The sequence below is a fragment of the Serratia sp. 22264 genome, from assembly GCF_052045345.1.
Lineage (GTDB): Bacteria > Pseudomonadota > Gammaproteobacteria > Enterobacterales > Enterobacteriaceae > Serratia > Serratia plymuthica.
Window position 1 is genome coordinate 1,747,511 of sequence record NZ_JBQEOY010000001.1, and the last position, 22,094, is coordinate 1,769,604.

At 55.5% G+C, this 22,094-nt stretch carries 22 protein-coding genes; 8 read left to right on the forward strand and 14 right to left on the reverse strand.

Annotation, left to right across the window (positions count from 1 at the left end; genetic code table 11):
* Nucleotides 1–11: 11 nt before the first annotated feature.
* The 3 genes from ACTJJ1_RS08095 to cutC all read right to left on the reverse strand — a co-directional run bounded on the left by ACTJJ1_RS08095 (nt 12) and on the right by cutC (nt 3,099).
* Nucleotides 12–1,379: an FKBP-type peptidyl-prolyl cis-trans isomerase N-terminal domain-containing protein gene (locus ACTJJ1_RS08095; protein WP_440833064.1), complete on the reverse strand. Its 1,368-nt coding sequence runs from the start codon at nt 1,377–1,379 to the stop codon at nt 12–14.
* On the reverse strand, nt 1,376–1,777 hold the full coding sequence (locus tag ACTJJ1_RS08100; protein WP_020439184.1) for a hypothetical protein: 402 nt from the start codon (nt 1,775–1,777) through the stop codon (nt 1,376–1,378). The genes ACTJJ1_RS08095 and ACTJJ1_RS08100 overlap by 4 nt, the downstream gene beginning before the upstream one ends.
* A gap of 563 nt (nt 1,778–2,340) precedes the next feature.
* On the reverse strand, nt 2,341–3,099 hold the full coding sequence (cutC, locus tag ACTJJ1_RS08105) for a copper homeostasis protein CutC (RefSeq protein WP_421412727.1): 759 nt from the start codon (nt 3,097–3,099) through the stop codon (nt 2,341–2,343).
* A 102-nt stretch (nt 3,100–3,201) separates the two neighbouring features.
* On the opposite strand from cutC, the gene ACTJJ1_RS08110 reads away from it, so the two are divergent.
* Nucleotides 3,202–4,353 (forward strand): MalY/PatB family protein, encoded by a 1,152-nt coding sequence (locus ACTJJ1_RS08110; protein WP_440833067.1) that lies wholly within the window; start codon nt 3,202–3,204, stop codon nt 4,351–4,353.
* Here the strand turns inward: ACTJJ1_RS08110 and ACTJJ1_RS08115 are convergent.
* Nucleotides 4,350–4,913: a VOC family protein gene (locus ACTJJ1_RS08115; RefSeq protein WP_006325898.1), complete on the reverse strand. Its 564-nt coding sequence runs from the start codon at nt 4,911–4,913 to the stop codon at nt 4,350–4,352. The genes ACTJJ1_RS08110 and ACTJJ1_RS08115 overlap by 4 nt on opposite strands.
* A 924-nt stretch (nt 4,914–5,837) precedes the next feature.
* Here ACTJJ1_RS08115 and argS point away from each other — a divergent pair.
* Entirely contained in the window at nt 5,838–7,568 is a 1,731-nt protein-coding gene (gene argS / locus ACTJJ1_RS08120) for an arginine--tRNA ligase (RefSeq protein WP_004945573.1), read from the forward strand.
* 72 nt (nt 7,569–7,640) lie between these two features.
* Here the strand turns inward: argS and murJ are convergent, their stop codons facing one another.
* The 4 genes from murJ to rimJ all read right to left on the reverse strand — a co-directional run bounded on the left by murJ (nt 7,641) and on the right by rimJ (nt 11,497).
* Nucleotides 7,641–9,176 carry a murein biosynthesis integral membrane protein MurJ gene (gene murJ, locus ACTJJ1_RS08125; protein ID WP_004945575.1) on the reverse strand — a complete coding sequence of 512 codons (1,536 nt, stop codon included), beginning with the start codon at nt 9,174–9,176 and terminating at the stop codon, nt 7,641–7,643.
* A 166-nt stretch (nt 9,177–9,342) separates the two neighbouring features.
* Complete coding sequence (locus tag ACTJJ1_RS08130; protein WP_020439187.1) at nt 9,343–10,263, reverse strand: Gfo/Idh/MocA family protein; 921 nt, start codon at nt 10,261–10,263, stop codon at nt 9,343–9,345.
* On the reverse strand, nt 10,256–10,900 hold the full coding sequence (locus ACTJJ1_RS08135) for a YceH family protein (RefSeq protein ID WP_122290039.1): 645 nt from the start codon (nt 10,898–10,900) through the stop codon (nt 10,256–10,258). Before ACTJJ1_RS08135 ends, ACTJJ1_RS08130 begins: the two co-directional genes overlap by 8 nt.
* Before the next feature lie 12 nt (nt 10,901–10,912).
* Nucleotides 10,913–11,497: a ribosomal protein S5-alanine N-acetyltransferase gene (gene rimJ, locus ACTJJ1_RS08140; RefSeq protein WP_006325909.1), complete on the reverse strand. Its 585-nt coding sequence runs from the start codon at nt 11,495–11,497 to the stop codon at nt 10,913–10,915.
* Between the two features lie 344 nt (nt 11,498–11,841).
* Here rimJ and mdtH point away from each other — a divergent pair, with 344 nt between their 5' ends.
* From mdtH to ACTJJ1_RS08165, 5 genes are all read left to right on the forward strand, one after another.
* The gene (mdtH, locus tag ACTJJ1_RS08145) at nt 11,842–13,047 is read left to right on the forward strand and encodes a multidrug efflux MFS transporter MdtH (RefSeq protein ID WP_020439189.1); all 1,206 of its coding nucleotides are present in this window, start codon (nt 11,842–11,844) and stop codon (nt 13,045–13,047) included.
* A gap of 86 nt (nt 13,048–13,133) precedes the next feature.
* A complete protein-coding gene (locus tag ACTJJ1_RS08150; RefSeq protein ID WP_440833071.1) occupies nt 13,134–13,382 on the forward strand; it encodes a hypothetical protein in 249 nt (82 codons plus the stop codon).
* A gap of 127 nt (nt 13,383–13,509) precedes the next feature.
* A complete protein-coding gene (grxB, locus tag ACTJJ1_RS08155) occupies nt 13,510–14,157 on the forward strand; it encodes a glutaredoxin 2 (protein WP_004945588.1) in 648 nt (215 codons plus the stop codon).
* A gap of 30 nt (nt 14,158–14,187) precedes the next feature.
* Nucleotides 14,188–15,828 (forward strand): ABC1 kinase family protein, encoded by a 1,641-nt coding sequence (locus ACTJJ1_RS08160; RefSeq protein ID WP_202290955.1) that lies wholly within the window; start codon nt 14,188–14,190, stop codon nt 15,826–15,828.
* A gap of 153 nt (nt 15,829–15,981) precedes the next feature.
* Complete coding sequence (locus tag ACTJJ1_RS08165; RefSeq protein ID WP_004945593.1) at nt 15,982–16,545, forward strand: lipoprotein; 564 nt, start codon at nt 15,982–15,984, stop codon at nt 16,543–16,545.
* An 81-nt stretch (nt 16,546–16,626) separates the two neighbouring features.
* On the opposite strand, the gene yebF is transcribed toward ACTJJ1_RS08165, so the two are convergent.
* From yebF to dbpA, 4 genes are all read right to left on the reverse strand, one after another.
* A complete protein-coding gene (gene yebF / locus ACTJJ1_RS08170) occupies nt 16,627–16,986 on the reverse strand; it encodes a protein YebF (RefSeq protein WP_440833074.1) in 360 nt (119 codons plus the stop codon).
* Between the two features lie 71 nt (nt 16,987–17,057).
* On the reverse strand, nt 17,058–17,366 hold the full coding sequence (gene yqfB, locus ACTJJ1_RS08175; protein ID WP_004945601.1) for a N(4)-acetylcytidine aminohydrolase: 309 nt from the start codon (nt 17,364–17,366) through the stop codon (nt 17,058–17,060).
* Between the two features lie 39 nt (nt 17,367–17,405).
* Nucleotides 17,406–17,729 carry a YebG family protein gene (locus ACTJJ1_RS08180; protein WP_004945604.1) on the reverse strand — a complete coding sequence of 108 codons (324 nt, stop codon included), beginning with the start codon at nt 17,727–17,729 and terminating at the stop codon, nt 17,406–17,408.
* An 89-nt stretch (nt 17,730–17,818) separates the two neighbouring features.
* The gene (gene dbpA / locus ACTJJ1_RS08185) at nt 17,819–19,201 is read right to left on the reverse strand and encodes an ATP-dependent RNA helicase DbpA (protein WP_004945607.1); all 1,383 of its coding nucleotides are present in this window, start codon (nt 19,199–19,201) and stop codon (nt 17,819–17,821) included.
* A gap of 242 nt (nt 19,202–19,443) precedes the next feature.
* Between dbpA and purT the strand changes: the two genes are divergently transcribed.
* Nucleotides 19,444–20,622 (forward strand): formate-dependent phosphoribosylglycinamide formyltransferase, encoded by a 1,179-nt coding sequence (gene purT, locus ACTJJ1_RS08190; protein WP_004945610.1) that lies wholly within the window; start codon nt 19,444–19,446, stop codon nt 20,620–20,622.
* 33 nt (nt 20,623–20,655) lie between these two features.
* Here purT and ACTJJ1_RS08195 read toward each other — a convergent pair whose 3' ends face one another.
* Nucleotides 20,656–20,901 carry a YoaH family protein gene (locus tag ACTJJ1_RS08195; RefSeq protein WP_004945613.1) on the reverse strand — a complete coding sequence of 82 codons (246 nt, stop codon included), beginning with the start codon at nt 20,899–20,901 and terminating at the stop codon, nt 20,656–20,658.
* Between the two features lie 63 nt (nt 20,902–20,964).
* Complete coding sequence (locus tag ACTJJ1_RS08200) at nt 20,965–21,972, reverse strand: glycosyltransferase (RefSeq protein WP_004945615.1); 1,008 nt, start codon at nt 21,970–21,972, stop codon at nt 20,965–20,967.
* Between the last annotated feature and the right edge of the window lie 122 nt (nt 21,973–22,094).

The following is a 22,094-nucleotide window of genomic DNA, read 5'->3' on the forward strand; positions in this document are numbered from 1 at the left end:
CAGGCCCCGCATTACCCCTTATCGGCATCTACTACCCGCAATTCATACACCATGGTAGCGTTCGGCGGGATTTGCGGCGCATAGCCCGCTTCACCGTAAGCCAGTTCTGGCGGCACCACCATGGTCAGCGAACCGTGATTTCTCAGGTAACCTATCGCCTCGCGGAATAACGGCGGATAGGCTGACAGCGGTTGAGAAAGCACCTTCCCGCTGCGATCCATATCCTGAATCACCCGGCCATCGGTCAACATTTCTTTCACCACGATATCCACCAAAGAGGTTTCAGCAATGGCTTCATCGCCCAGGTAATCGACCCGGTACCAGAAGCCAGCGGACGATTTCTTTACGCCTTTTTTCTTCCTGAACTCAGAAACGAAAGATTCGCCTTTGGCCTGTTGGTCTTTCGCCGCCTTGGTTCTGCCGGCATTCACCGTTTTTTCCGACTCTGCCAACGCACTCGCCAACACCGCCTCACTCAATTGATAGTGGCCATTGAAGGTGTCGATCATGCCGCCCAACAACGTCGTTTTATCGGGATCGATTCCCCACGTTTTACGCTCCGCCAGCAGGGTCTGGATATCTCGTCCCAGCGCTACACCGGCGGCATAACTCTGCTGTTCCTGAGGTTTCGTCAACGCCAGCTTGTCCGGCAACAGCGTGGCCCGTGAACGCAGATCGTCAATTTCCTTGCGCAAACGCTTCTCCACCTGATTGCCGGCAACCCGCTCTTGCTCAGCCTCGCTTGCCCGCTTGCTTACCTGCTCGAATTGCCGAGCTGATTTAGCATTTTCTTCAAGTGCAGCGGCAAGTTGCAGCCCATTATCTTCAAGCTGTTTCGCCTGCTTTCGGTTTTTATCCTGAAGCTGCGCCAACTGCACCTGAAGTTCCCCCATCGTCTTGTGCGCCTCAGCTATCAACGCCTGCGCCTGCCGTTCCGTCGGCGTCAGATTTAACGCCTGCCGTACACCACGGGCAAACTCACTCAAGGCGGTGAAATCTTGTCGTGAAGGCGCAGTGTTTGGCGCCGTCAACGTTGAAGCGACGCGCAGCGCCGTTAACTCCTGCTGCAGGGACTGAATGGCGGCCTGTTGACGCTCAAGTTGAGCTTCTTTCTCCCGCAACGTTTTGTGGACTGCCATCAATTGTTGCCGTTGATTAGTGGCAGGCTCCCGAACTTGACTCACCTTAACCGTTGGTTTTTGAACCGGTATCTGGGTTGGCTGCTGCTTGTTTGCCGGCATTTCCTGTGCCCCCTGTTGGTGATATCGTTCGGCAAACTGCAGTAAAACGGGCACGCCGTCATCCGCATTAAGCGCACCCGACGCCGCCATCAGCGGCAGCATCAGGCTAAAAAAAGTCTGTCGGGAGCAAGAGATCATTGAGTACGTTCTCCCCGCTCGGCGAGGCCGGTCATCATGGTGGTGCTGATATCGGCGCAAAGGCGGTTGGTGCGATAGCGGTAAAGCGCATCGACGGTTTCCTGAGTGTCAGTATTTACCCTTGTCCGCATCCCGGCATATTGCGCCGCGCCACTCATCAAGGTGTCAAATTCGCGTTTGAATTTTTGGTATTTCTCGGGATCCATATTGCGCATTGCCTCAAGTTCATGTTGGCATTGCTGCATGCGCTCGGCTTCGCGCTGTTTTTTATCTTGCTCCAGCACTTCTGTCGCACTCTCTTTATTCACCAGAGGCACAGGCCGTTTGACGTTTTGGCAACCGGCCAATGTCATGGTCAATAAAAGTGAAGCGGTTAGGCGGTATGCCGTTCTGGTCATTATCTTTATCTCCTTGTTAAACCTGACAAGCACTTCCGTTTATGGCCGTGACGGCCATTCGGCGGCCTGTAGCAGGCTTCCTTAGTGGTATTAAGATACTTTCTCTCTCCTATCTCCGTCGCTTCTCAGCAGCCGCGTTGCTGGCTGCGACTTGAAGACCATTGGGTATAGAGAACAGGGGGTTTGAAAATAAAATGGTTAAATTCACCGAGTGGTAAAAATATAACTCAGGTTATTTCTTAGATTAAACCTCATTCATGGCGTTTATAATAATAGTGCATGAAATTTAAATTAATGATATTAAATGACCGGCGTGAATTAAATTTATCAGCTCACATTAATAATGACAAGGGAATACCCAAGGCATCCGACAATAACGAGCCTGATGAGAAATGCCTGTCGTTTTAATCTATCTATATTGCCACTCATCGGGCTTTTTCGGGCATAAAAAAAGCCCCGACAAAACGCCGGGGCCTGGTACTCGCGTGATCACCGAGGGTTCAGTTGCACGCCAAGGGGCTTTAGCCCGGAAACCGGTAATCAGTACACGGTTAGCTGCGTGTTTATGCGCTTTGCGCCAAGGGATCAACCAAGGCCAGCGCGTTTTTCATCGCTTCCACCATTTCGCCATCCACGCAATAATGGCTAAATTCATCGAACTCATTGTCTGAACACATGGTCACGCCGGCTTTACGATAGCGCATGGTCGAAGGCACCGCGTGGCCGGAGGAACTGTGCACCTCCTGAACGCCGATATCCACAAACTTGTGCAGGTTGCTGAGCCGCACACCGGCGCCAGCCATAATCACGGGCCCCTGGCTGGCATGCACCAGATCGCGCAGCAACGGCAGCCCAAGCTCGGCGTTTTGTTGTTGACCGGAGGTCAATATCCGCGCAACCCCCAGTTGCGTCAGTTGGTCAAGTGCCACCATCGGGTTCTGGCACATGTCGAAAGCGCGATGGAAGGTAACCGCCATATTGCCGCTCAGCCGCATCACTTCACGCATGCGCGGCAGGTCGATATGCCCTTCTTCATCCAGCATACCCACCACTACGCCGGCAAAACCCATGTCGCGGATCTGCACGATGTCCTGCTTGATCACGTCGAAATCCACCGCGCCGTAGCAAAAGTCCCCGCCGCGCGGGCGTACGATCGGATGCACCGGGATGGATACCCTGTCGCGCGCCAGGCGCAGCGTACCGTAGCTGGGCGTCAAACCGCCCTCGCTCTGGCTGGCACATAATTCTATGCGATCAGCGCCTGCCTGCTCCGCCGTCAGCGCGCAATCGACGCTAAAGCAGCAAACTTCCAGTTTAATCATTGTCACCCCCAGATGACGGCCAAAATGTGACGGCAGTTTGTTAACTTCAGAATTTCTCGCGTAGGCTCATTGATAGACATGAACCTGTTCAGGGTAATAACTATGGCATTCAATTTTGATCAATGGGTAGACCGTAGTCACAGTGACAGCGTTAAGTGGGATAAATATCGCGACCGCGACATCATTCCGCTTTGGGTCGCCGACACCGACTTCCGCTCCCCGCCAGCGATCATCGACGCATTGCAGCGGCGCGTAGCGCATGGCGTGTTCGGCTACGGCCATCCATCCCCTGAACTTATTGAGGTTTTTACCCGCCGCATGGTAGAGCGCTATGGCTGGCACATCAAGCCCGAATGGCTGATTTTCCTGCCCGGTCTGGTCTGTGGGCTGAATCTGTGCGTCCGCGCCTTTACCGCCGAGGGTGAAGGCACTCTGGCGCCGTCACCCATCTACCCGCCGTTTCGCAAAGCGGCGAAATTCGCCGGACGCCCGCATCTGCCGGTGCCGCTCAAGCTGCACGACCGGCGTTGGCTGCTGGATTTCGACGCGATAGCGGGCCAGCTCGGCGGCAGCGAAAAATTGCTGTTGCTGTGCAACCCGCAAAATCCGGGCGGAACCGTCTACCGGCGGGAGGAGTTGTCGCAACAGCATGAATTCGCCCGTAGCCATGATTTGATCGTCTGTTCGGATGAAATTCATTGTGATCTGTTGCTTGAGCCGGGTTGCGAACACATCCCCTTTGCCACGCTTAATGAAGACGCAGCCCAACGCAGCATTACGTTGATGTCGCCATCGAAAACTTTCAACATTGCCGGATTAGGGGCCTCAATGGCGGTGATTCCCAACGCCGGCCTGCGCCAAAAGTTGGCCCGCGCGCGCAGCGGCATAGTTCCGGAAGTCGACGTGCTGGCGTTGGTCGCCGCACAAGCCGCCTACCAGGACGGGCAAGGCTGGTTGGACGCCCAGTTGGCGTATCTGCGCGCCAACCGCGATTTGGTGACCGAACGCATTAACGCCATGCCCGGCCTGTTGCTGCACCCGATAGAAGCCACCTATCTGGCCTGGATCGATTGCAGCCAACTGGCGACCGACAATCCACACGCTTTCTTTGAACAGGCCGGGGTGGGCTTAAGCGCGGGCCTGGATTTCGGCGACCGCAGGTTTGTACGTCTGAATTTCGGCTGCCGGCGCGAACTGCTTACGCAAGCGCTGGACCGCATGATGCTGGCCACCCAAGCGCTGATGCCCGGTTAAGCTTGCTCGCTGGCGACGATTTCCCGGATGGAATACGGGTGAAACTTAATCGTTACGCTGCCGTCGGTGATCGCCAACGTCGGATTCGGCAATCGCTCGCCCTCACCCTGCGGCGAGCTCTGTTTCAGCTTGATCCCCGGCGCCAACAGAGCCTCGTCGGGCAAATGGCTCAGCGCGCGCGCATACAGCGAGGCCGGTTCGCCGCTAAGCACCAATTCCACATGTTCCCATCCCTCGTGAGGATAACGCTTGTCCCCCGGATAAGGCAGTTCCACGCAGTCAATTAACCACGGGCCTACCTGCAACGGCTGCTGCAGATCGAACAGGCAAATCGGGCGTCCGTTGATCGTCGCTTCAGACAACAACGAGCCGCATTGCTGCAACCCCTGCCGCCAGCGTTCAGCGGTGGTGTTTTGGTGGCAACGCACCGAAATGTGGTCCGCGCTGAACTGCGACAAATCCAGATGCAGTTTTTGCGCAAACTGGCTCAACGCCTGTTCAAAACGCGGGAGATCCAGCGCCAAGTCATTAAGCTCGGCAATGGCCGGGAAGATCGTCATAGGGGCCTCGATACGAAGGAAAGCGAATTCAGGGGGGCTAATTTACACGGCTGAGACGCGGCTATCCACGTTTTGCCCAGTAAAATGTAATATTTGTGTCCGTCGCATTACCGCCGTGTAAAATATTTCGACTAACGTTGATAAAGAGCACAAAAGAACAAGCGTTAGCTCCCCTTATTAAGGGCACTGTTAAACCTCGAGTCTGATTAATTAAAGTTCGGAATTTTCGTATGCCATAGATAGATTTTTCTTATGACGGAAATATTTCAGAAATTATTAGCTTAATAAGCCGTATTGAATCCAGAAAATCACTCAACCCACTCGATAGCTCGCCATGAAAACAACAAAATCAACAATGGGAAAACGAGATGATTTCAGTAAGAATAATGACATCAACTCATTGTTTTTATTGAATTCCACCCCCGAGCACAGTGAGACTTATCTTAAATGGAGTTTTAATAATTGCTTATAAAAATCAATTAAGCTACTTTGGGGAAAATCAAAGCTTGAGATAATAACCATGTTTCTTTTAATCATATCTTTATTGTTGATCGTTATTGCCGCGTACGCAATTTACCGCCATTTCAAATCACGTAGCGTTAACACTCTGGACTCCCGTCGTCATAACAAAAAACGTTAGATCTGGTTATTTCATTTCCTTATCACCTATTCCTTTTCACTCATTTTGACCTTCTTGTACTGCACACGCCCCCCTTGAAACACACTCTCTTTGTTGGCCCGGTATTTTCAAACCTGCACTTTCGCCTTCCCCCCCGGCGCCAACTGCTGACGTAACACATCAGATCGGTTACAATTACAGGCTGTTTTGTGGTGGGCTGCCGTCTCGACGCGCAGCCAGAAAACCACCTTTGAATCCCACAGGGGCATGGCATACGGCCCCTCGTTCGTCATTAAGGTAACCCGGTGAATATTCAGGTTCTTCTTTCAGATAAGGTCAGCCAGGCGCTGATTGCCGCAGGCGCGCCAGCCGATTGCGAAGCACAGGTCCGTCAGTCAGCAAAAGCACAATTTGGCGACTATCAGGCCAACGGAGTGATGTCCGTAGCCAAGAAACTCGGCATGCCACCACGCCAGTTGGCGGAAAAAGTGGTCCAGCTGCTTGATCTCGGCGACATCGCCAGCAAAGTAGAAATCGCCGGCCCCGGCTTTATCAATATCTTCCTGAACGGCGAATGGGTTGCGCAACAGGTTGATCAGGTGCTGAATGCGCCGAAGCTTGGCATTGCACCGGTTAAACAACAAACCATCGTCATCGACTACTCCGCGCCCAACGTGGCGAAAGAGATGCACGTCGGTCACTTGCGTTCGACCATTATCGGCGACGCCGCCGCGCGCACCCAGGAATTCCTGGGCCACAAAGTGATCCGCGCCAACCACGTCGGCGATTGGGGCACCCAGTTCGGCATGCTGATTGCCTACCTGGAAAAAATGCAGAATGAAAATGCCAGCGACATGGGCCTGTCCGATCTGGAACAGTTCTATCGTGAAGCGAAGAAACACTACGACGAAGATGCGGAGTTCGCCGAACGCGCCCGCGCCTACGTGGTGAAATTGCAGGGCGGCGATCAATACTGCCTGAAGATGTGGCGTAAGCTGGTCGACATCACCATGGCGCAAAACCAGCTCACCTATAACCGCCTGAATGTCACCCTGACCGAAGACGACGTCATGGGCGAGAGCCTGTATAACGCGATGCTGCCGGAAATCGTCGCCGATCTGAAAGCCAAGGGGCTGGCGGTAGAAAGCGAAGGCGCCACCGTGGTGTTTCTCGACGAATACCAGAATAAAGACGGCGAACCTATGGGTGTCATCATCCAGAAGAAAGATGGCGGCTACCTGTACACCACCACCGATATCGCCTGCGCCAAATACCGTTACGAAACGCTGGGTGCTGACCGCGTGCTCTATTACATCGACTCCCGCCAGCACCAGCATCTAATGCAGGCATGGACCATCGTGCGTAAAGCCGGTTACATCCCGGATTCGCTCTCGCTGGAACACCATATGTTCGGCATGATGCTGGGCAAAGACGGCAAGCCGTTCAAAACCCGTGCGGGCGGTACGGTGAGGCTGTCCGATCTGCTGGATGAAGCTATCGATCGCGCCGGCAAACTGATTGCCGAGAAAAACCCGGATATGCCGGCAGAAGAAATGCAGCACCTGGCAAATGTCGTCGGTATCGGCGCGGTCAAATACGCCGATCTGTCAAAAAGCCGTACGACCGACTATATCTTTGACTGGGACAACATGCTGGCATTTGAGGGCAACACCGCTCCTTATATGCAGTATGCCTATACCCGCGTGGCCTCGGTATTCAAGCGTGCCGGTCTCGATGAGAACAGCCTGACCCTGCCGCTGGTAATGACCGAAGAGCGTGAGATTGCGCTGGCGACCCGCCTGCTGCAATTCGAAGAAGTTATCACCACGGTGGCACGCGACGGCACTCCGCACGTGATGTGTACTTACCTGTACGACCTGGCAGGCCTGTTCTCCGGCTTCTACGAACATTGCCAAATCCTGAATGCAGACAGTGAGGAAGCGCGTCAAAGCCGCCTGAAACTGGCATTGCTGACCGCCAGAACGCTGAAAACCGGTCTGGATACGCTGGGTATCGACACCGTCGAACGCATGTAAGCCAACGTCTGAATACGAAAAAGGGTCGCCGAGGCGACCCTTTTTTATGCAATGGCGACCGGGAATTCCCGTTTATGCCACCCGGCGCGCGAAGTCCCGTGGGCGGAAGCCCAATCCGGCCAACACGCCAAAATAGGCGATCACGCCGGCCACCACGACTACCGCCAGTCGCAGCAGGCGCTCCAGCATATTGCCCTGATCCCATGCCGGCATCAGCCACATTACGCCAACCAATACCACTGACATCACGATTACCGCAATCACCAGTTTGGTGAGGAACGTTGCCCAACCAGGCTGCGGGTGGAAAATCTTCTGTTTACGCAACTGCCAGTACAGCAGCGAAGCGTTAAGGCAAGCTCCCAGCCCAATCGACAGCGAAAGGCCGGCATGCTTTAGCGGGCCAATAAACATCAGATTCATCACCTGCGTCATGACCAGCGTGATAATGGCGATTTTTACCGGTGTTTTGATGTCCTGCCGCGAATAGAAGCCCGGCGCCAGTACCTTCACCACGATCAACCCCATCAAACCTATCGAGTACGCCACCAGCGCACGCTGGGTCATGGCCGCGTCGAAAGCGCTGAACTTGCCGTACTGGAACAGCGATACGGTCAGGGGTTTCGCCAATATCCCCAGCGCGATAGCGCTCGGCAGCGCCAGCAGGAAGCACAAACGCAGCCCCCAGTCCATCAGGCGCGAATACTCATCGTGGTTACCGCTGGAAAAACTCCTGGCCAGCGACGGCAGCAGAATGGTGCCCAACGCCACGCCCAGCACGCCGGAAGGAAACTCCATCAGACGATCGGCATAGTACATCCAGGATACCGAGCCCGAGACCAGGAACGAGGCGAAAATGGTATTGATAATCAGCGAGATCTGGCTTACCGAAACGCCAAAGATCGCCGGCCCCATCTGCCGCATCACACGCCATACGCCGGCATCGCCCAGCTTGAGGCGCGGCAAGACCAACATACCGATCTTTTTCAGATGCGGAAGCTGGTAGCCCAGTTGCAGTACGCCTCCCACAACCACCGCCCAGGCCAACGCCAGCACCGGTGGGTTGAAATAAGGTGCGGCAAACAGCGCAAAGCCGATCATGCTGACGTTCAACAACGTCGGCGCAAAGGCCGGGATAGAAAAACGGTTCCAGGTATTGAGGATCGATCCCACCAGCGAAGCCAGTGAAATCAGCAGGATATAAGGGAAAGTGATACGCAGCAGCGACGACGTCAGCGCGAACTTGTCCGGCGAATCAGCGAAGCCCGGCGCGGTAATGTAGATCACCCAAGGGGCAGCCAGCATCCCCAAGACGGTGACCACCGCCAGCACCAGTGTGAGCAAGCCGGAAACGTAGGCGATGAAGGTACGAGTCGCCTCCTCACCCTGCTGGGTTTTATATTCGGCCAGGATCGGCACAAAGGCCTGAGAAAATGCGCCTTCGGCAAAAATACGGCGCAGCAGGTTGGGCAGTTTGAACGCCACGAAGAAGGCATCCGTCGCCATGCCGGCACCAAACACGCGCGCCACTATGGCGTCACGGGCAAAGCCCAGCACCCGTGAAAACATCGTCATAGAGCTCACGGCGGCCAGTGATTTTAGTAGGTTCATGTGGTTGTCTGATGTGTCCCGTAAATGTCGACGCCTGCATCAGCAGGCGTCCGTAAAACTAGCGGATAAGTTTACGCATCCACAGCAGAATAGCTACCGCCATATGTTACATAGAGTTATAGGCACATCCCGCAATAGCGCATGCGCCTCACGCGGGGGCATCTCCTTACAAACCGGCATCCTGCAGCAGCCGTTCGATCACCCGTTGCGCGGCGATAGCCTGTTCCCCGGCCGTTTCCGGCACGGTCTGGTTGCTGACAGACGCGATAAAGTGCCGGATAGCGCCATCGAAACCTCGCTGCGCCAGCGTGGTCTGCCAACCCGGTGCCGGATGCTCCAGTACGCCCTGCGGATCTTCCCGCAACCATTGCCGCATATCGTTCACCTGATACACCGCCCCCTCGGCCACCGCCTGCACGCTTTCACGCTGGCTGCCGGCCCGACGATGCATACTGGTCGTCACCAGCGTTTCGCCGCAGGCAAAATGGTGTTCGGCGTACAGCAGTTCACCGGCGTCTGTGGCGCGCAGGTGGCCGCTGAGTAGGTGCCCCGCACTTCCCCCCAGCCACAGCGCGGTATCGACCACGTGCAAATAATCATCCAACAGGGTAAAGCGCAGGCCGTTTGGCCCTACGCTGTCGGCACGGTGCTTATCCATGCGAATCGACGCCGGCCGTTGCATTTCCTGTTTCAACTGAAGATACAAGGGGGAGAAACGGCGGTTAAAACCCACCATCAACGTTTTGCCCTGCTTCTCAGCCAGTGCGATCAGCCGTTCGCCCTGCTCCACGGTCTCCGCCAGCGGTTTATCGACATAAACATGCACGCCATGGCGCAACAGTTCGCTTATCACCTGAAAATGGCTGGCTGTGCTGCTGTGAACAAATACCGCGTCACACTGCTGCGCCAGGCTATCCAGGCTGGAAAAGCAGGCCATGCGATAACTGTCGCATATCGGCTGCGCTTTTTGCTGATTAGGGGAAAAACCGCCGACCAACGTCCAATCCGCTGCCTGTGAAAGGATGGGCAAGTAGGCTTTTTGCGCGATACCACCCAGCCCTACCACACCAACGCGTAACTTAGTCATGCTGCCCCCCGGCCAGTAACGTCTGCAACTGCCGTTTCAATTCTGCGACTTCGCTTTCCAGCACGCTGACGCGTTCACTCAAATCCGCATCGTCAATCTGCGCAACCTCCGCCGTCGACTCATCAATCTGGCCGCTGAACAGATGCATAAAACGGCTTTCTCGCTTGCCCGGCTCCCGCGCCAAACGCACGACAAACGGGCCATCCTCCCGGGCGCTTAATTGCTGCAGTACCTGCTCCACTTCAGAGACATCGCTGAATTCATGCATGCGATTGGTACGGGTACGCAGTTCACCGGGGGTTTGCGCCCCGCGCAGCAATAGCGTGGCTATCACCGCCAGCTCGGCGGCAGACAGCTTCAGTTGGCCGAACTCAGAATTGCAAAAGCGGTGTTCATACTTGACCACCCGGTTACCGAAACCGCTCAGAGTACGGATAAAATGTTTTTTCAGCAGCAGGTCGAGAACCTGCTGCACTTCGCTTTCCGTCAGATCCATCACAGGTTCGCGGTTGGTTTTCTGGTTGCACGCCAAGGCGATGCCGTTCAGGGAGAGAGGATACTGATCCGGAGTGGTGACCTGTTTTTCCAGCAGGCAGCCAATCACTCTGGCTTCTTTAGCGCTTAATTCGTATTTCATTATTATTTGGCCTCAGCGTGGCGGTAGCCATTCTTTATTGGTGAATGCCGTCAGGACGTGATCCTGCCACTGCCCGTCGATCAGCAGATAATCCTTGGCATAACCTTCACGTTCAAATCCCAGACGAGCGAGCAACGCGCCGCTGCGTTGATTGTGCGGCATATAGTTGGCCATAATACGGTGCATGCGCTGCTGACGCAGCATGTAGCGGAGCGCCGACTGCAGCGCTTCATACATCAGGCCCTGCCCCTGCCATTTTTCAGCCAACGAATAGCCAAGGAAACAGGCATAAAACGAACCGCGCAGCACGTTGCTGAAGTTAGCCACGCCCCGCACTTCATTTTCTTCCGGATCGAGCAGGATAAAATAGTACGCGCTGCCCTGCTTTTGCATTTCAGTGATCATCCCAAGCCGCGCCTGCCAGCCGGAAGGGTAACAATGGCTTTCATCCCGCACCGGCTCCCAGGGTTTCAGGAAAGCCCGGTTCTCGGCATAGTATTCCGCCAGACGATAGGCATCGCGTTCATGGACTAAACGCACGACCTGTCGGTCGGTGATGAGACGTACTTTTGGTGATGCAGAGCGGTAGCCAAACATCATTTCCCCCGCGGTCAGAACGGTTCGATAAGAAGTATTTATTGGGGCGCGTCCGGATAATAATCCCGTAACGATCATATCCTGAGCCATTATTTTTCAACGACCGGCGCAGAACCGCACTTACCCTCATTTAATATAACCGTAGCCTGCCCCGGAGGTAAAATCCCGACAGCTCAGTAAATAAGCGATTAGTCATTTTACGGCTATTTTCGTGCGGTTTTGTCGCGCAGGTAACGTATTGACGATAAAAAAATATTATCTACCTGGCCCCTATCGGTAGACGGAGATTGGGTACAAACTAGACGGGTCGCACTCCTCTCCCTCTTAATTGCTCGTGGTGAAGCATGTCTCTGGTATCGCAGGCTCGGAGCTTGGGTAAATATTTCCTGTTACTCGATAATCTGTTAGTGGTTTTGGGTTTCTTTGTGGTCTTCCCGCTTATTTCGATCCGCTTTGTCGATCAACTCGGTTGGGCTGCGGTAGTGGTGGGCGTCGCTCTGGGCTTACGGCAGTTGATTCAGCAGGGATTGGGGATCTTCGGCGGCGCAATCGCCGACCGGTTCGGCGCCAAACCGATGATCGTCACCGGCATGCTGATGCGCGCGGCAGGCTTCGCCACCATGGCGATGGCCGATGAACCCTGGCTGTTGTGGTTCTCTTGCGCCCTTTCCGCACTCGGCGGCACCTTGTTTGATCCACCGCGCACCGCACTGGTGATTAAGCTCACCCGCCCGCATGAGCGCGGCCGTTTTTATTCTCTGCTGATGATGCAAGACAGCGCCGGTGCGGTGATTGGCGCCCTGATCGGCAGTTGGCTGCTGCAATATGACTTCCACTTTGTCTGCTGGGTTGGCGCAGCCATTTTCGTGCTGGCGGCAGGCTGGAACGCCTGGTTGTTGCCGGCTTACCGTATTTCCACCGTTCGCGCCCCGATGAAAGAAGGCATGATGCGCGTGCTGCGCGACCGGCGTTTCCTGACTTATGTGCTGACGCTGACCGGCTACTACATGCTGTCGGTTCAGGTAATGCTGATGCTGCCTATCGTGGTCAATGAAATCGCCGGCTCGCCGGCAGCGGTAAAATGGATGTATGCCATTGAAGCCGCGCTATCGCTGTCACTGCTCTACCCGCTGGCGCGCTGGAGCGAAAAACGTTTTCGCCTGGAACAACGGCTGATGGCGGGCCTGCTGCTGATGACCCTCAGCCTGTTGCCCGTCGGCCTGGCGACCAGCCTGCAAGGCGTTTTCTCTCTGATCTGCTGTTTCTACCTAGGCTCCATCATCGCCGAACCTGCGCGGGAAACCCTCAGCGCCTCGCTGGCGGATCCGCGCGCACGCGGCAGTTACATGGGATTCAGCCGCCTGGGGCTGGCTTTGGGCGGTGCGATCGGTTACACCGGCGGCGGTTGGATGTACGACACCGGCCGGACGCTGAACATGCCCGAACTGCCGTGGATCCTGCTAGGTATCGTGGGTTTTACGACACTGTTAGCGCTGTACTGGCAGTTCAATCCGCGCACTGCCGCACCGGCGATCCTGCGCGGTGGCTGAGTTTCTTTTGTAAGTTGCCAGAAAATCAGCCGAATTTCCCAGAGCTGCTATCCTGATAGTAAAAACATAAACGGGAGAAGTTGGCGATGAATGACGAAGATAAATTACCGCAACTGTTGGAACACATGGTACTGAACCTGCGCATGATCTACGCGCGCTCAACGTTGGTAGAAAAAGCGCTGGCCCACATCATTGCTGAAAATGCGACGCTGAAGAGTGACATCATCAAACAGTTGCAAATAGTCAACGCCGCCAACGACCGCGATAAAATCGATTTGGAAGAGGCGCGTACGCACCTGATAGACGTCATCAATTCCGTGCCCGCAAAAAAATAATCTCTGCCCTGGCCCGCGTGTAATGCGCGGGCCACGCGACAATAACGCACCTTCCAACACAACTCTTCGCGACAGCCTCAGTATGCTGTGATAACTATTGCTGTTCAAACCTAAAACCGGAGCAAGCATGAAACTGTTTATCTACGATCATTGCCCATTCTGCGTTAAAGCCCGCATGATTTTCGGCCTGAAGAACCTGCCCGTCCGCCTTGTCACCTTGCTAAGCGATGATGAAGCTACGCCCATCAGCATGATTGGCAAGAAAATGGCGCCCATTCTGCAAAAAGACGATGGCAGCTACCTGCCGGAAAGCATGGATATCGTGCGCTATGTCGATAATCTCGATGGCCGGCCGCTACTGACCGGCAAGACCAACCCGGCGATCGCCGACTGGTTGCAACGGGTCGGCGGTTACTCCGCAAAATTACTGTTGCCGCGCATCGCCAACGCCGATTTCGAAGAGTTCGCCACTGACAGCGCGCGCCAATACTTTACCCACAAGAAGCAGGCTTCAATAGGTGATTTTTCCGAGCACCTGGCCAACAGCGCCGATCTCATTGCTGAGCTGGAAACCGATCTCCAGGCGCTTTCCAGCCTGATCGTCACCTCCGATGCAGTGAATGGCTCGCTGTCGGAAGATGACATTCAGCTGTTTCCGCTGCTGCGTTCTCTGTCGATCGTCGCCGGGGTTACGCTGCCGGAAAACGTGGAGGCCTACCGCAACCGTATGGCGCAACTCAGCGATGTTCCACTGCTGCTCGATATGGAACAGTGAAACCTCTCGCAATAAGGATATAGCGCGCCTATGTTAAAAATGGTGTTGGTCACCGCCCGTGATCGGGTGCGACTGAAAGAAATTTCCTCGGTGTTAATTCGCTACGGATTGCAGGATATCATTCGTCTGCTGGGCCTGGGCTCCCTGCTGAGCGGAGCCGAAAGCGGCAATGTTCAACAAGACAATCAAACCCTGCCGGAGCGTTTGCGCACCGCGCTGGAGGCGCTGGGCCCGACCTTTGTCAAATTCGGTCAAATTCTGGCTACCCGTTCGGACCTGCTTGACTCAAGTTGGACCGACGAGCTCGATCGCTTGCACAGTCAGGCGTCTACCCTGCCATGGAGCGAGCTGGCAGCGCAAATCACGGCCGATCTGGGCAGCGATCCGCACAGCCTGTTTGCCGAGTTCGACAGCACGCCGCTGGCCGCCGCCTCAATGGCGCAAATTTACCGGGCACGCCTGCATAGCGGTGAAGCGGTGGTGATCAAGGTGCTGCGACCAAGCCTTGCGAAAACCATTCACGCCGATCTGCGCCTGCTGACTTATCTGGCGGAGACCGTAGAGCAACAAAGCCCCGCGCTGGCCCGTTACCGCCCGCGCCAGATGGTGCGTGCGTTGGCGACCGCGCTCAATCACGAGCTGGACCTGACCCATGAAGGCAATAACTGCGAACGTATCGCCGAATGCTTTACCCAGCATCCTGAGGTAGTAATTCCGAAAATTTACTGGCAATGGTCGTCAAAACGGCTGTTGGTCCAGGAATTCTTGCCTGGCACCGCGCCGGAAAACCCGCAACAGTTGGCAACTGCCGGCTTTGACGGCCCGTTGCTGGCCCAGCGCGGCGCACAAGCCTTTATGAAAATGGTGCTGGAGCATCGCCTTTACCACGCCGATCCTCATCCCGGCAACGTCATGGCGTTAGCGGGTAACCGCGTCGGTTTTATCGATTTCGGTATGGTGGGGCAGCTTTCCGAACGACGTCGCAACCAACTGTTACTTCTATTGCAAGCCATCGCTGAACGCGAATCCGGCGGCATCGTCAATACCCTGATTGCCTGGTCGGACAGCGATCCGCTTGATCTGTTGGATCTGGAGTTGGCGGCGCAGAACTTCCTCGATAAGCAGGCGTCTTCCACCCTGACGTTAGGCAAGGCGTTGACCGATCTGCTGGTGATGGCACGTGAGCATCAGTTAGCGATGCCGCCGGACCTGGTGCTGCTGTTCAAGGCGCTGATTACCGCTGACGGCGTGCTGCATCGGCTCGATCCCAACTTTGATATTATCGCCACGTTGAAACCCCTGCTGCAGCAGGTGATGTTGCAGCGTTATTCCCCCGATGCGGTACATCGACGCATGCTGGCGTTAGGTGCAGAAGCGCTGGATGCCGGTGAAGAGATCCCGCAAACCCTGCGGCTGCTGATGCGCCGTTTGAAGCGCGGGCAAATCGGTGCCGACATCAACGTCAAGAATATCGATCAATTGGGCAAAGCGCTGGAGAGAGCTGCTGTCACGCTGGCCATCGCCATTGTCACCTCAGCCTTCGCGCTGGGGCTGGCGCCTTATCTGATGCACGCTTCGCCGCGGCTTTGGGGCATTCCGCTGTTTCCTGCGTTGGGTGGGCTTGCCTGCCTGGGCGGCGTGCTGTTGCTGGCGCTGCGTCTGCGGCGCTGAGCAGTTTCAGCGTTATCCGATAGGTGATGCCGTCTTTCACGCGCACTATCATTTCGTTTGCCAGCGTCAGCGATTTCCCTCACAGGCGGTGGCCGTTTATAATGACAAATCAATTATCTGCAGCATGTTGTTGGCAGTAGCTATGAGGCACAAATGAAGAAAATTCTGATGGGCGCAGCCGCCCTGCTGTTCGCCGGCGTATTGGCCGGTTGTAATCAACTCACCCAATACACGCTCAGCGAGCAAGAGGTGAACGATTACCTGCAAAAGCACAACGATTATCAGAAGCAAATCGGCGTACCGGGGCTGTTGGATGCCAATATTGTGCTGACCCAGTTAAAAAGCCAGATTGGCCGCAGTGAACCGGGTAAGGTCACCCTTTCCGGCGATGCCAAGGTGAATATCAGCTCAATCCTCGGCCCGCAGACTGCGGACCTGAAACTGACGCTGAAAGCGCAGCCGGTCTATGACCGTGAACAAGGTGCGGTATTCCTGAAAGACATGGAGTTGACCGACTACAGTGTGCAGCCGGAGAAAATGCAGACGGTGATGAAAGCCCTGACCCCTTACCTGAATCAGTCGCTGAAATCCTACTTCGATCAAAAACCGGCCTACGTGTTGAACCCGGATAACAGCAAGACAGAAGCGCTGGCGAAAAAGCTGGCAAAAGGGCTGGAAGTGAAGCCCGGCGAACTGGTTATTCCGTTCACTGACTAAGGCAACCGCTAAAACTAAAAAACCCGCTGACAAGGCGGGTTTATTATTTTTCAGGCAGGCGATACCCTGAAAGCAGTGGCGTTACTGCGGTTCGCTGTAGCTGATTTCACCCGTGTTGCAGTTAAGGGTAACGTTATAGGTTTTATCCTGCTTGGTGCCCCGTACCGTCAACGGCACCTGCCAGATCGCGTCCTTGCCGGTGATGGCTTCCGGGCTGATCCAGGCTATCGGGGTGGCTGTGCCCAGCAACTTTTTATCCGATGCCCAGCGCGTGATGCGGTTCTGCAGATAATCGCGTTTTACCTGAGCGGCAACGTCTGCAGGTTGCAGACCGGTGCATTGCGCCACTTTGGCCGCGCGTTGCTCTTGTGCCTGTACCGCCGTCGTCAAACCCGCCATGGCCAACAGCGCTACGGCCACACTCAGTCCCGTTCTTTTCATATGCCCTCCAGTTGTGATTGACACTATCCATGGGTATTTGCCCCCTGGCTCACAACAGGTCTGGCAAAGGATCAGCGTTTTACAAAGCTGATGACAAACAGCTCATCCAACCCCGGATAGATTTCCTTGATCACCTGCTTCAGCTCGCTGAGCGACATATTTTCTTGTTTGGCATGCTGTTCGGTTAGCGCATCCAGGCGAACCGGCGTGACTGACAGCACTTCAATAAAGCAGAAAAATACGTCGTCTTCATTACGGCTAACGCGCAATACCTCACCGGGCTGAAAGTGGGATTCACTGGCGTCCCGGAGAGTAATGGTTTTGAGCCCGGCCAAAATGTCTTGCTCAAAGCGACTGAAGAAAGTTATTCCACGCGTCATTCTAGATCCTTTTTCATCACATTGCCGCAACATAAGTCATTATGCTGCCTGCTTTTCTGACGCAGATCCCTCTTTTGAGGTAGCGACGGATTTTTCCGTTTTCACTTTGGTCGGTTTCTTCGGCGCTTCCGCCGGCGCGGCGCCACGCAGAATCTGCCCCAGCGCGTCTTTATGCTCCGCCAGGAAGAAGCTCAGCCCTTCACGCTGCTCGTCATCCAGGTTCAGAGGCGCCTGCTGCAGCCATTCACCCAGGCTGTCCGCCAGGTCCAGCATTTTGTCGTAAGCATCGGCTTCTTTCTTGGTTGCGAAAGTCATCTTTTCCTCACCGTTTCTCACCACCACATATTTTACTTCAACGGCCATGTGTGCATTCCTCAAAGGTTAGAATACTGTATTTTTATACAGTATAAGGTGATTTTACGCAGGGATGCAAGGCGCACCCCTGACGCGAATTATTTCAACAACCGCACCTTGCAGTTCTTGCCTTTGATTTTGCCCTGCTGAAGCTGTTGCAGCGCCTTGCGAGCACTGGCCTTGCGGATCGCCACATAGGCGTGTACCGGGAACATGTCGATTTTGCCCACTTCAGCGGCCGTCAATCCGGCGTCGCCGGTCAAGGCACCGAGAATGTCGCCAGGGCGAATTTTGGCTTTGCGCCCGCCGTCGATGCACAGGGTGACCATTTCGGCCTCCAGCGTGGTATTGGAAGCGCCGCTCAGTTCAGATACCGGCGCCCAGTTGACCGCCTTGCGCTGGTACTCTTCAATCGCATGCGCACGTTCCATCTCCTGCGGCGTACACAGGCTGATCGCCAGGCCGTTCAGGCCCGCGCGGCCGGTACGGCCAATACGGTGTACGTGTACTTCCGGATCGAACGCCAGCTCATAGTTGACGACCAGCTCCAGCTCTTTGATATCCAGCCCGCGAGCAGCAACGTCGGTCGCTACCAGCACCCGGCAACTGCGGTTGGCAAAACGCACCAGCACCTGATCGCGATCGCGCTGTTCCAGATCGCCGTGCAACGCCGATACACTGATGCCACGGGCTTCCAACGCTTCATATACGCTCTGGCAATCGCGCTTGGTGTTGCAGAACACCACGCAGGAAGAAGGTTGGTAATGGCGGATGGCGGATACCAGCACCGCCGGACGCTGATCGCGGGTGGTTTCGTAGAAGCGTTGTTCAATGGAGGTCTGATCGTCGCCATCGTCCACTTCCACATTCAAGGGATCACGCTGCACTCGGGCGCTGATGCGCTCGATGCCGCTCGGATAGGTCGCGGAGAACAACAGAGTCTGGCGCTGCGGCGGGGTGTAACTGATCACATCGTCGATGTCATCGGCAAAGCCCATGTCCAGCATGCGATCGGCTTCGTCCAGCACCAGTACTTTCAGTTCATCCAGCACCAGCGTTTTCTTGCGCAGATGCTCCTGAATACGCCCCGGCGTGCCCACCACGATATGCGGCGCATGCACCAGCGAATCGAGCTGTGGCCCCATAGGTTGGCCGCCGCACAGGGTCAGGATTTTGATGTTCTGGGTAAAGCGCGCCAGACGACGCAACTCTTTGCTTACCTGGTCAGCCAGCTCGCGCGTCGGGCACAAGATCAACGCCTGCGCCGCCACCTGGGAAACATTGATTTTATCCAGCAGGCCGATGCCGAACGCAGCCGTTTTACCGCTGCCGGTTTTTGCTTTGGCTCGTACGTCCTGCCCTTTCAGGATGGCGGGCAACGCGGCGGCCTGCACCGGCGTCATTTCGGCATACCCCAGTTCGTTGAGGTTGGCCAACTGTTCGGCTGGCAGCGGCAGGGAAGAAAAAGATACTGTGCTCACGGCGATAACTCTTATATGGCAAATGGAATGGCGGCGCGCCCACGGGCTGGCGCCGAATCAACCGCAGATGATAACAGAGATAGTAGGGATTACGGATTTCACGCATAAAAAAAGCCGCCGGATGCATTTATTTGGCAATAACATCGCCAACTCTATCCCCCGCCTGCACGCGCAAACGTTTTCGTATATACTGCACACCCGTTATCAGACCGCCTTAAATCCACAGATCCAGGTACGAGACTATGTTAACTATTGGAACCGCCCTGCGCCCGTCCGCCACTCGCGTTATGCTGCTCGGCTCCGGCGAGCTGGGTAAAGAAGTTGCCATCGAATGCCAGCGTTTAGGACTGGAAGTGATTGCCGTAGACCGCTATGCGGACGCCCCGGCCATGCACGTGGCGCACCGCAGCCACGTCATCAACATGCTGGACGGCAACGCGCTGAAAGCCCTGATTGAACAGGAACGTCCCGATTACATCGTGCCGGAGATCGAAGCCATCGCCACCAGCATGCTGGTTGAGTTGGAGCAACAAGGGCACCGCGTAGTGCCCTGTGCCGAAGCGACTCGCCTGACCATGAACCGCGAAGGCATCCGCCGCCTGGCCGCAGAAACCCTGGGCCTGCCAACCTCCAGTTACCGCTTCGCCGACGGTGAAGAAGCCTTCCGGCAGGCCGTCGCCGAAATTGGCTATCCGTGCATTATCAAACCGGTCATGAGCTCCTCCGGTAAAGGCCAGAGCCTGATCCGCAGCCCGGAACAGCTGAAAACCGCCTGGGATTACGCCCAACAGGGCGGCCGCGCCGGCGGCGGCCGAGTGATTGTCGAAGGGCTGGTGAAGTTTGATTTTGAAATTACTCTGCTGACCATCAGCGCGATCGACGGTGTCCATTTCTGCGCGCCAATAGGCCACCGTCAAGAAGACGGTGATTACCGTGAGTCGTGGCAACCGCAACGGATGAGCGAACTGGCGCTGAACCGCGCGCAGGAGATCGCGCAAAACGTGGTGCAGGCATTGGGCGGATTTGGTCTGTTCGGCGTTGAATTGTTCGTCTGCGGCGATGAGGTGATCTTCAGCGAGGTGTCACCGCGCCCGCACGATACCGGCATGGTAACGCTGATCTCGCAGGATCTGTCCGAATTCGCCCTGCACGTTCGCGCCTTCCTTGGCCTGCCCATTGGCGCCATTCGCCAGTTCGGGCCTTCGGCCTCGGCGGTGATCCTGCCGCAAATGACCAGCAGCGATCTGCGCTTCAGCGGTTTGGAACGCGCATTGAGCGGCCACAATCAGTTGCGCCTGTTCGGCAAACCGGAAATTAACGGGCAACGCAGGATGGGCGTGGCGCTGGCAACGGCGGAAAATGTGGAAGAGGCGGTGGCGTTAGCCAAGCAGGCTGCCGCTGCGGTAGTGATTGAAGGATAAAACGTTGGGGCCGGCTTGCCGGCCCCTGCAACATCAATAGTTTTCGTCTTCTTCCGAATCGTCGTCAGCCTGTTCGTCCGGCCTTTCCTGATAGTCTTCGTCTTCGTCTTCATCATCAAACAGAACGCTAACCTGGTCGCCCTGGTGTTTTTCGCGGATTTCCTGCGCGACGCGCGCGATGGCTTCACCACTGCTCATGCCTTGTTCCATCAACAGATGGATACGGTCCGCAGCGTCCTGCTGCTCTTGGTGACTCAATGACGGCATACCTGCAAGCATGTGTTTCTCTCCGGCAAAATGGAGGGGGATTATACGCCTTAAACCGGCGGATCCCAACGCCTGTTATTCGGCGGCGGGCTGCGAGCAATGATCGCAATCCCGCCACTGCTTCAGACGATGCAACCACAACGTAACGTGCCAGATCTGCTTGAGGCCGCGTGCGTTAGCCGCCATCGTTCTATCAATACCACGCTGATAAAACTCAGCGGTGATTTGGCACTGCGCCGCCGGCTCAGGCTCCCGCCGAATACTGTGGCAAATACCCAACGCCTCGCGGGCGATCTGCCAGTGAAAAGCCGGTCGAATAACCATTTTGCTGGCATAGCGTTGGTTAAGCACCACTAGCATTTCCACTATTTTCATATAGTGTCGCTGGTATTCCACGTTCGCCTTGCCGGTGCGGCGGCGATTGCTGATGGATTGATCGTGCACCCGTTGCCGGTACAACGCTTTGCTGAGGTACTTGACCCGCTGCGCATTAAACATCACCTCGGTGGTCCAGGGAATATCCTGGTGATGTAACCCCGGTTCGAAATACAACTGATGCCGCTTAATAAAATCAAGACGATACACCGCCAACCAAACCACATGAATAAATTTTCTTGTTTTCAGCGCCCGCTCTAGCCATTGTGCCCCGCTAATAACGCCGGTGTCGCCCAGTCGCTTTTGCGGAATAATCTCTTGCAGTTCGTTTTCTCGGGAAAAATAACGTTGGCCGTTACACTGCATGACATCTAATTGTTCTTGTTCGGCCAAGGCCACTAACGTTGAATACATTTCAGGCGCCAATAAATCATCCGCATCAGGAAACGCCACATATTTTCCCTGCGCAATAGCCAGCCCCGCGTTGCGTGCGCAGGAAACGCCGGAATTAGGCTGGTCGATCACGGTAATATGCGGGTATTGCCGCGCATAGCGGTGGGCGATAGCGCCAGAGCCGTCGGTGGAACCGTCATTAACGATGATCACCTCCAGCCGCCGCTCATCCTGAGCCAACAACGACGCCATGAAAGGCTCAAACAGTGCTCCCGCGTTATGCAACGGGACAATGACACTAAGGATTAAGGGCATAGGCAGCTCTTCGCAAAAAGTAACGAATAAATATTTCTATTTTCTAAAAAAACGGTGCACAGTTAAATGAAGCGACTCGAGGTTAAATAATCAAACCAGGCCCCCAAGCGCGTCTTTTTCCA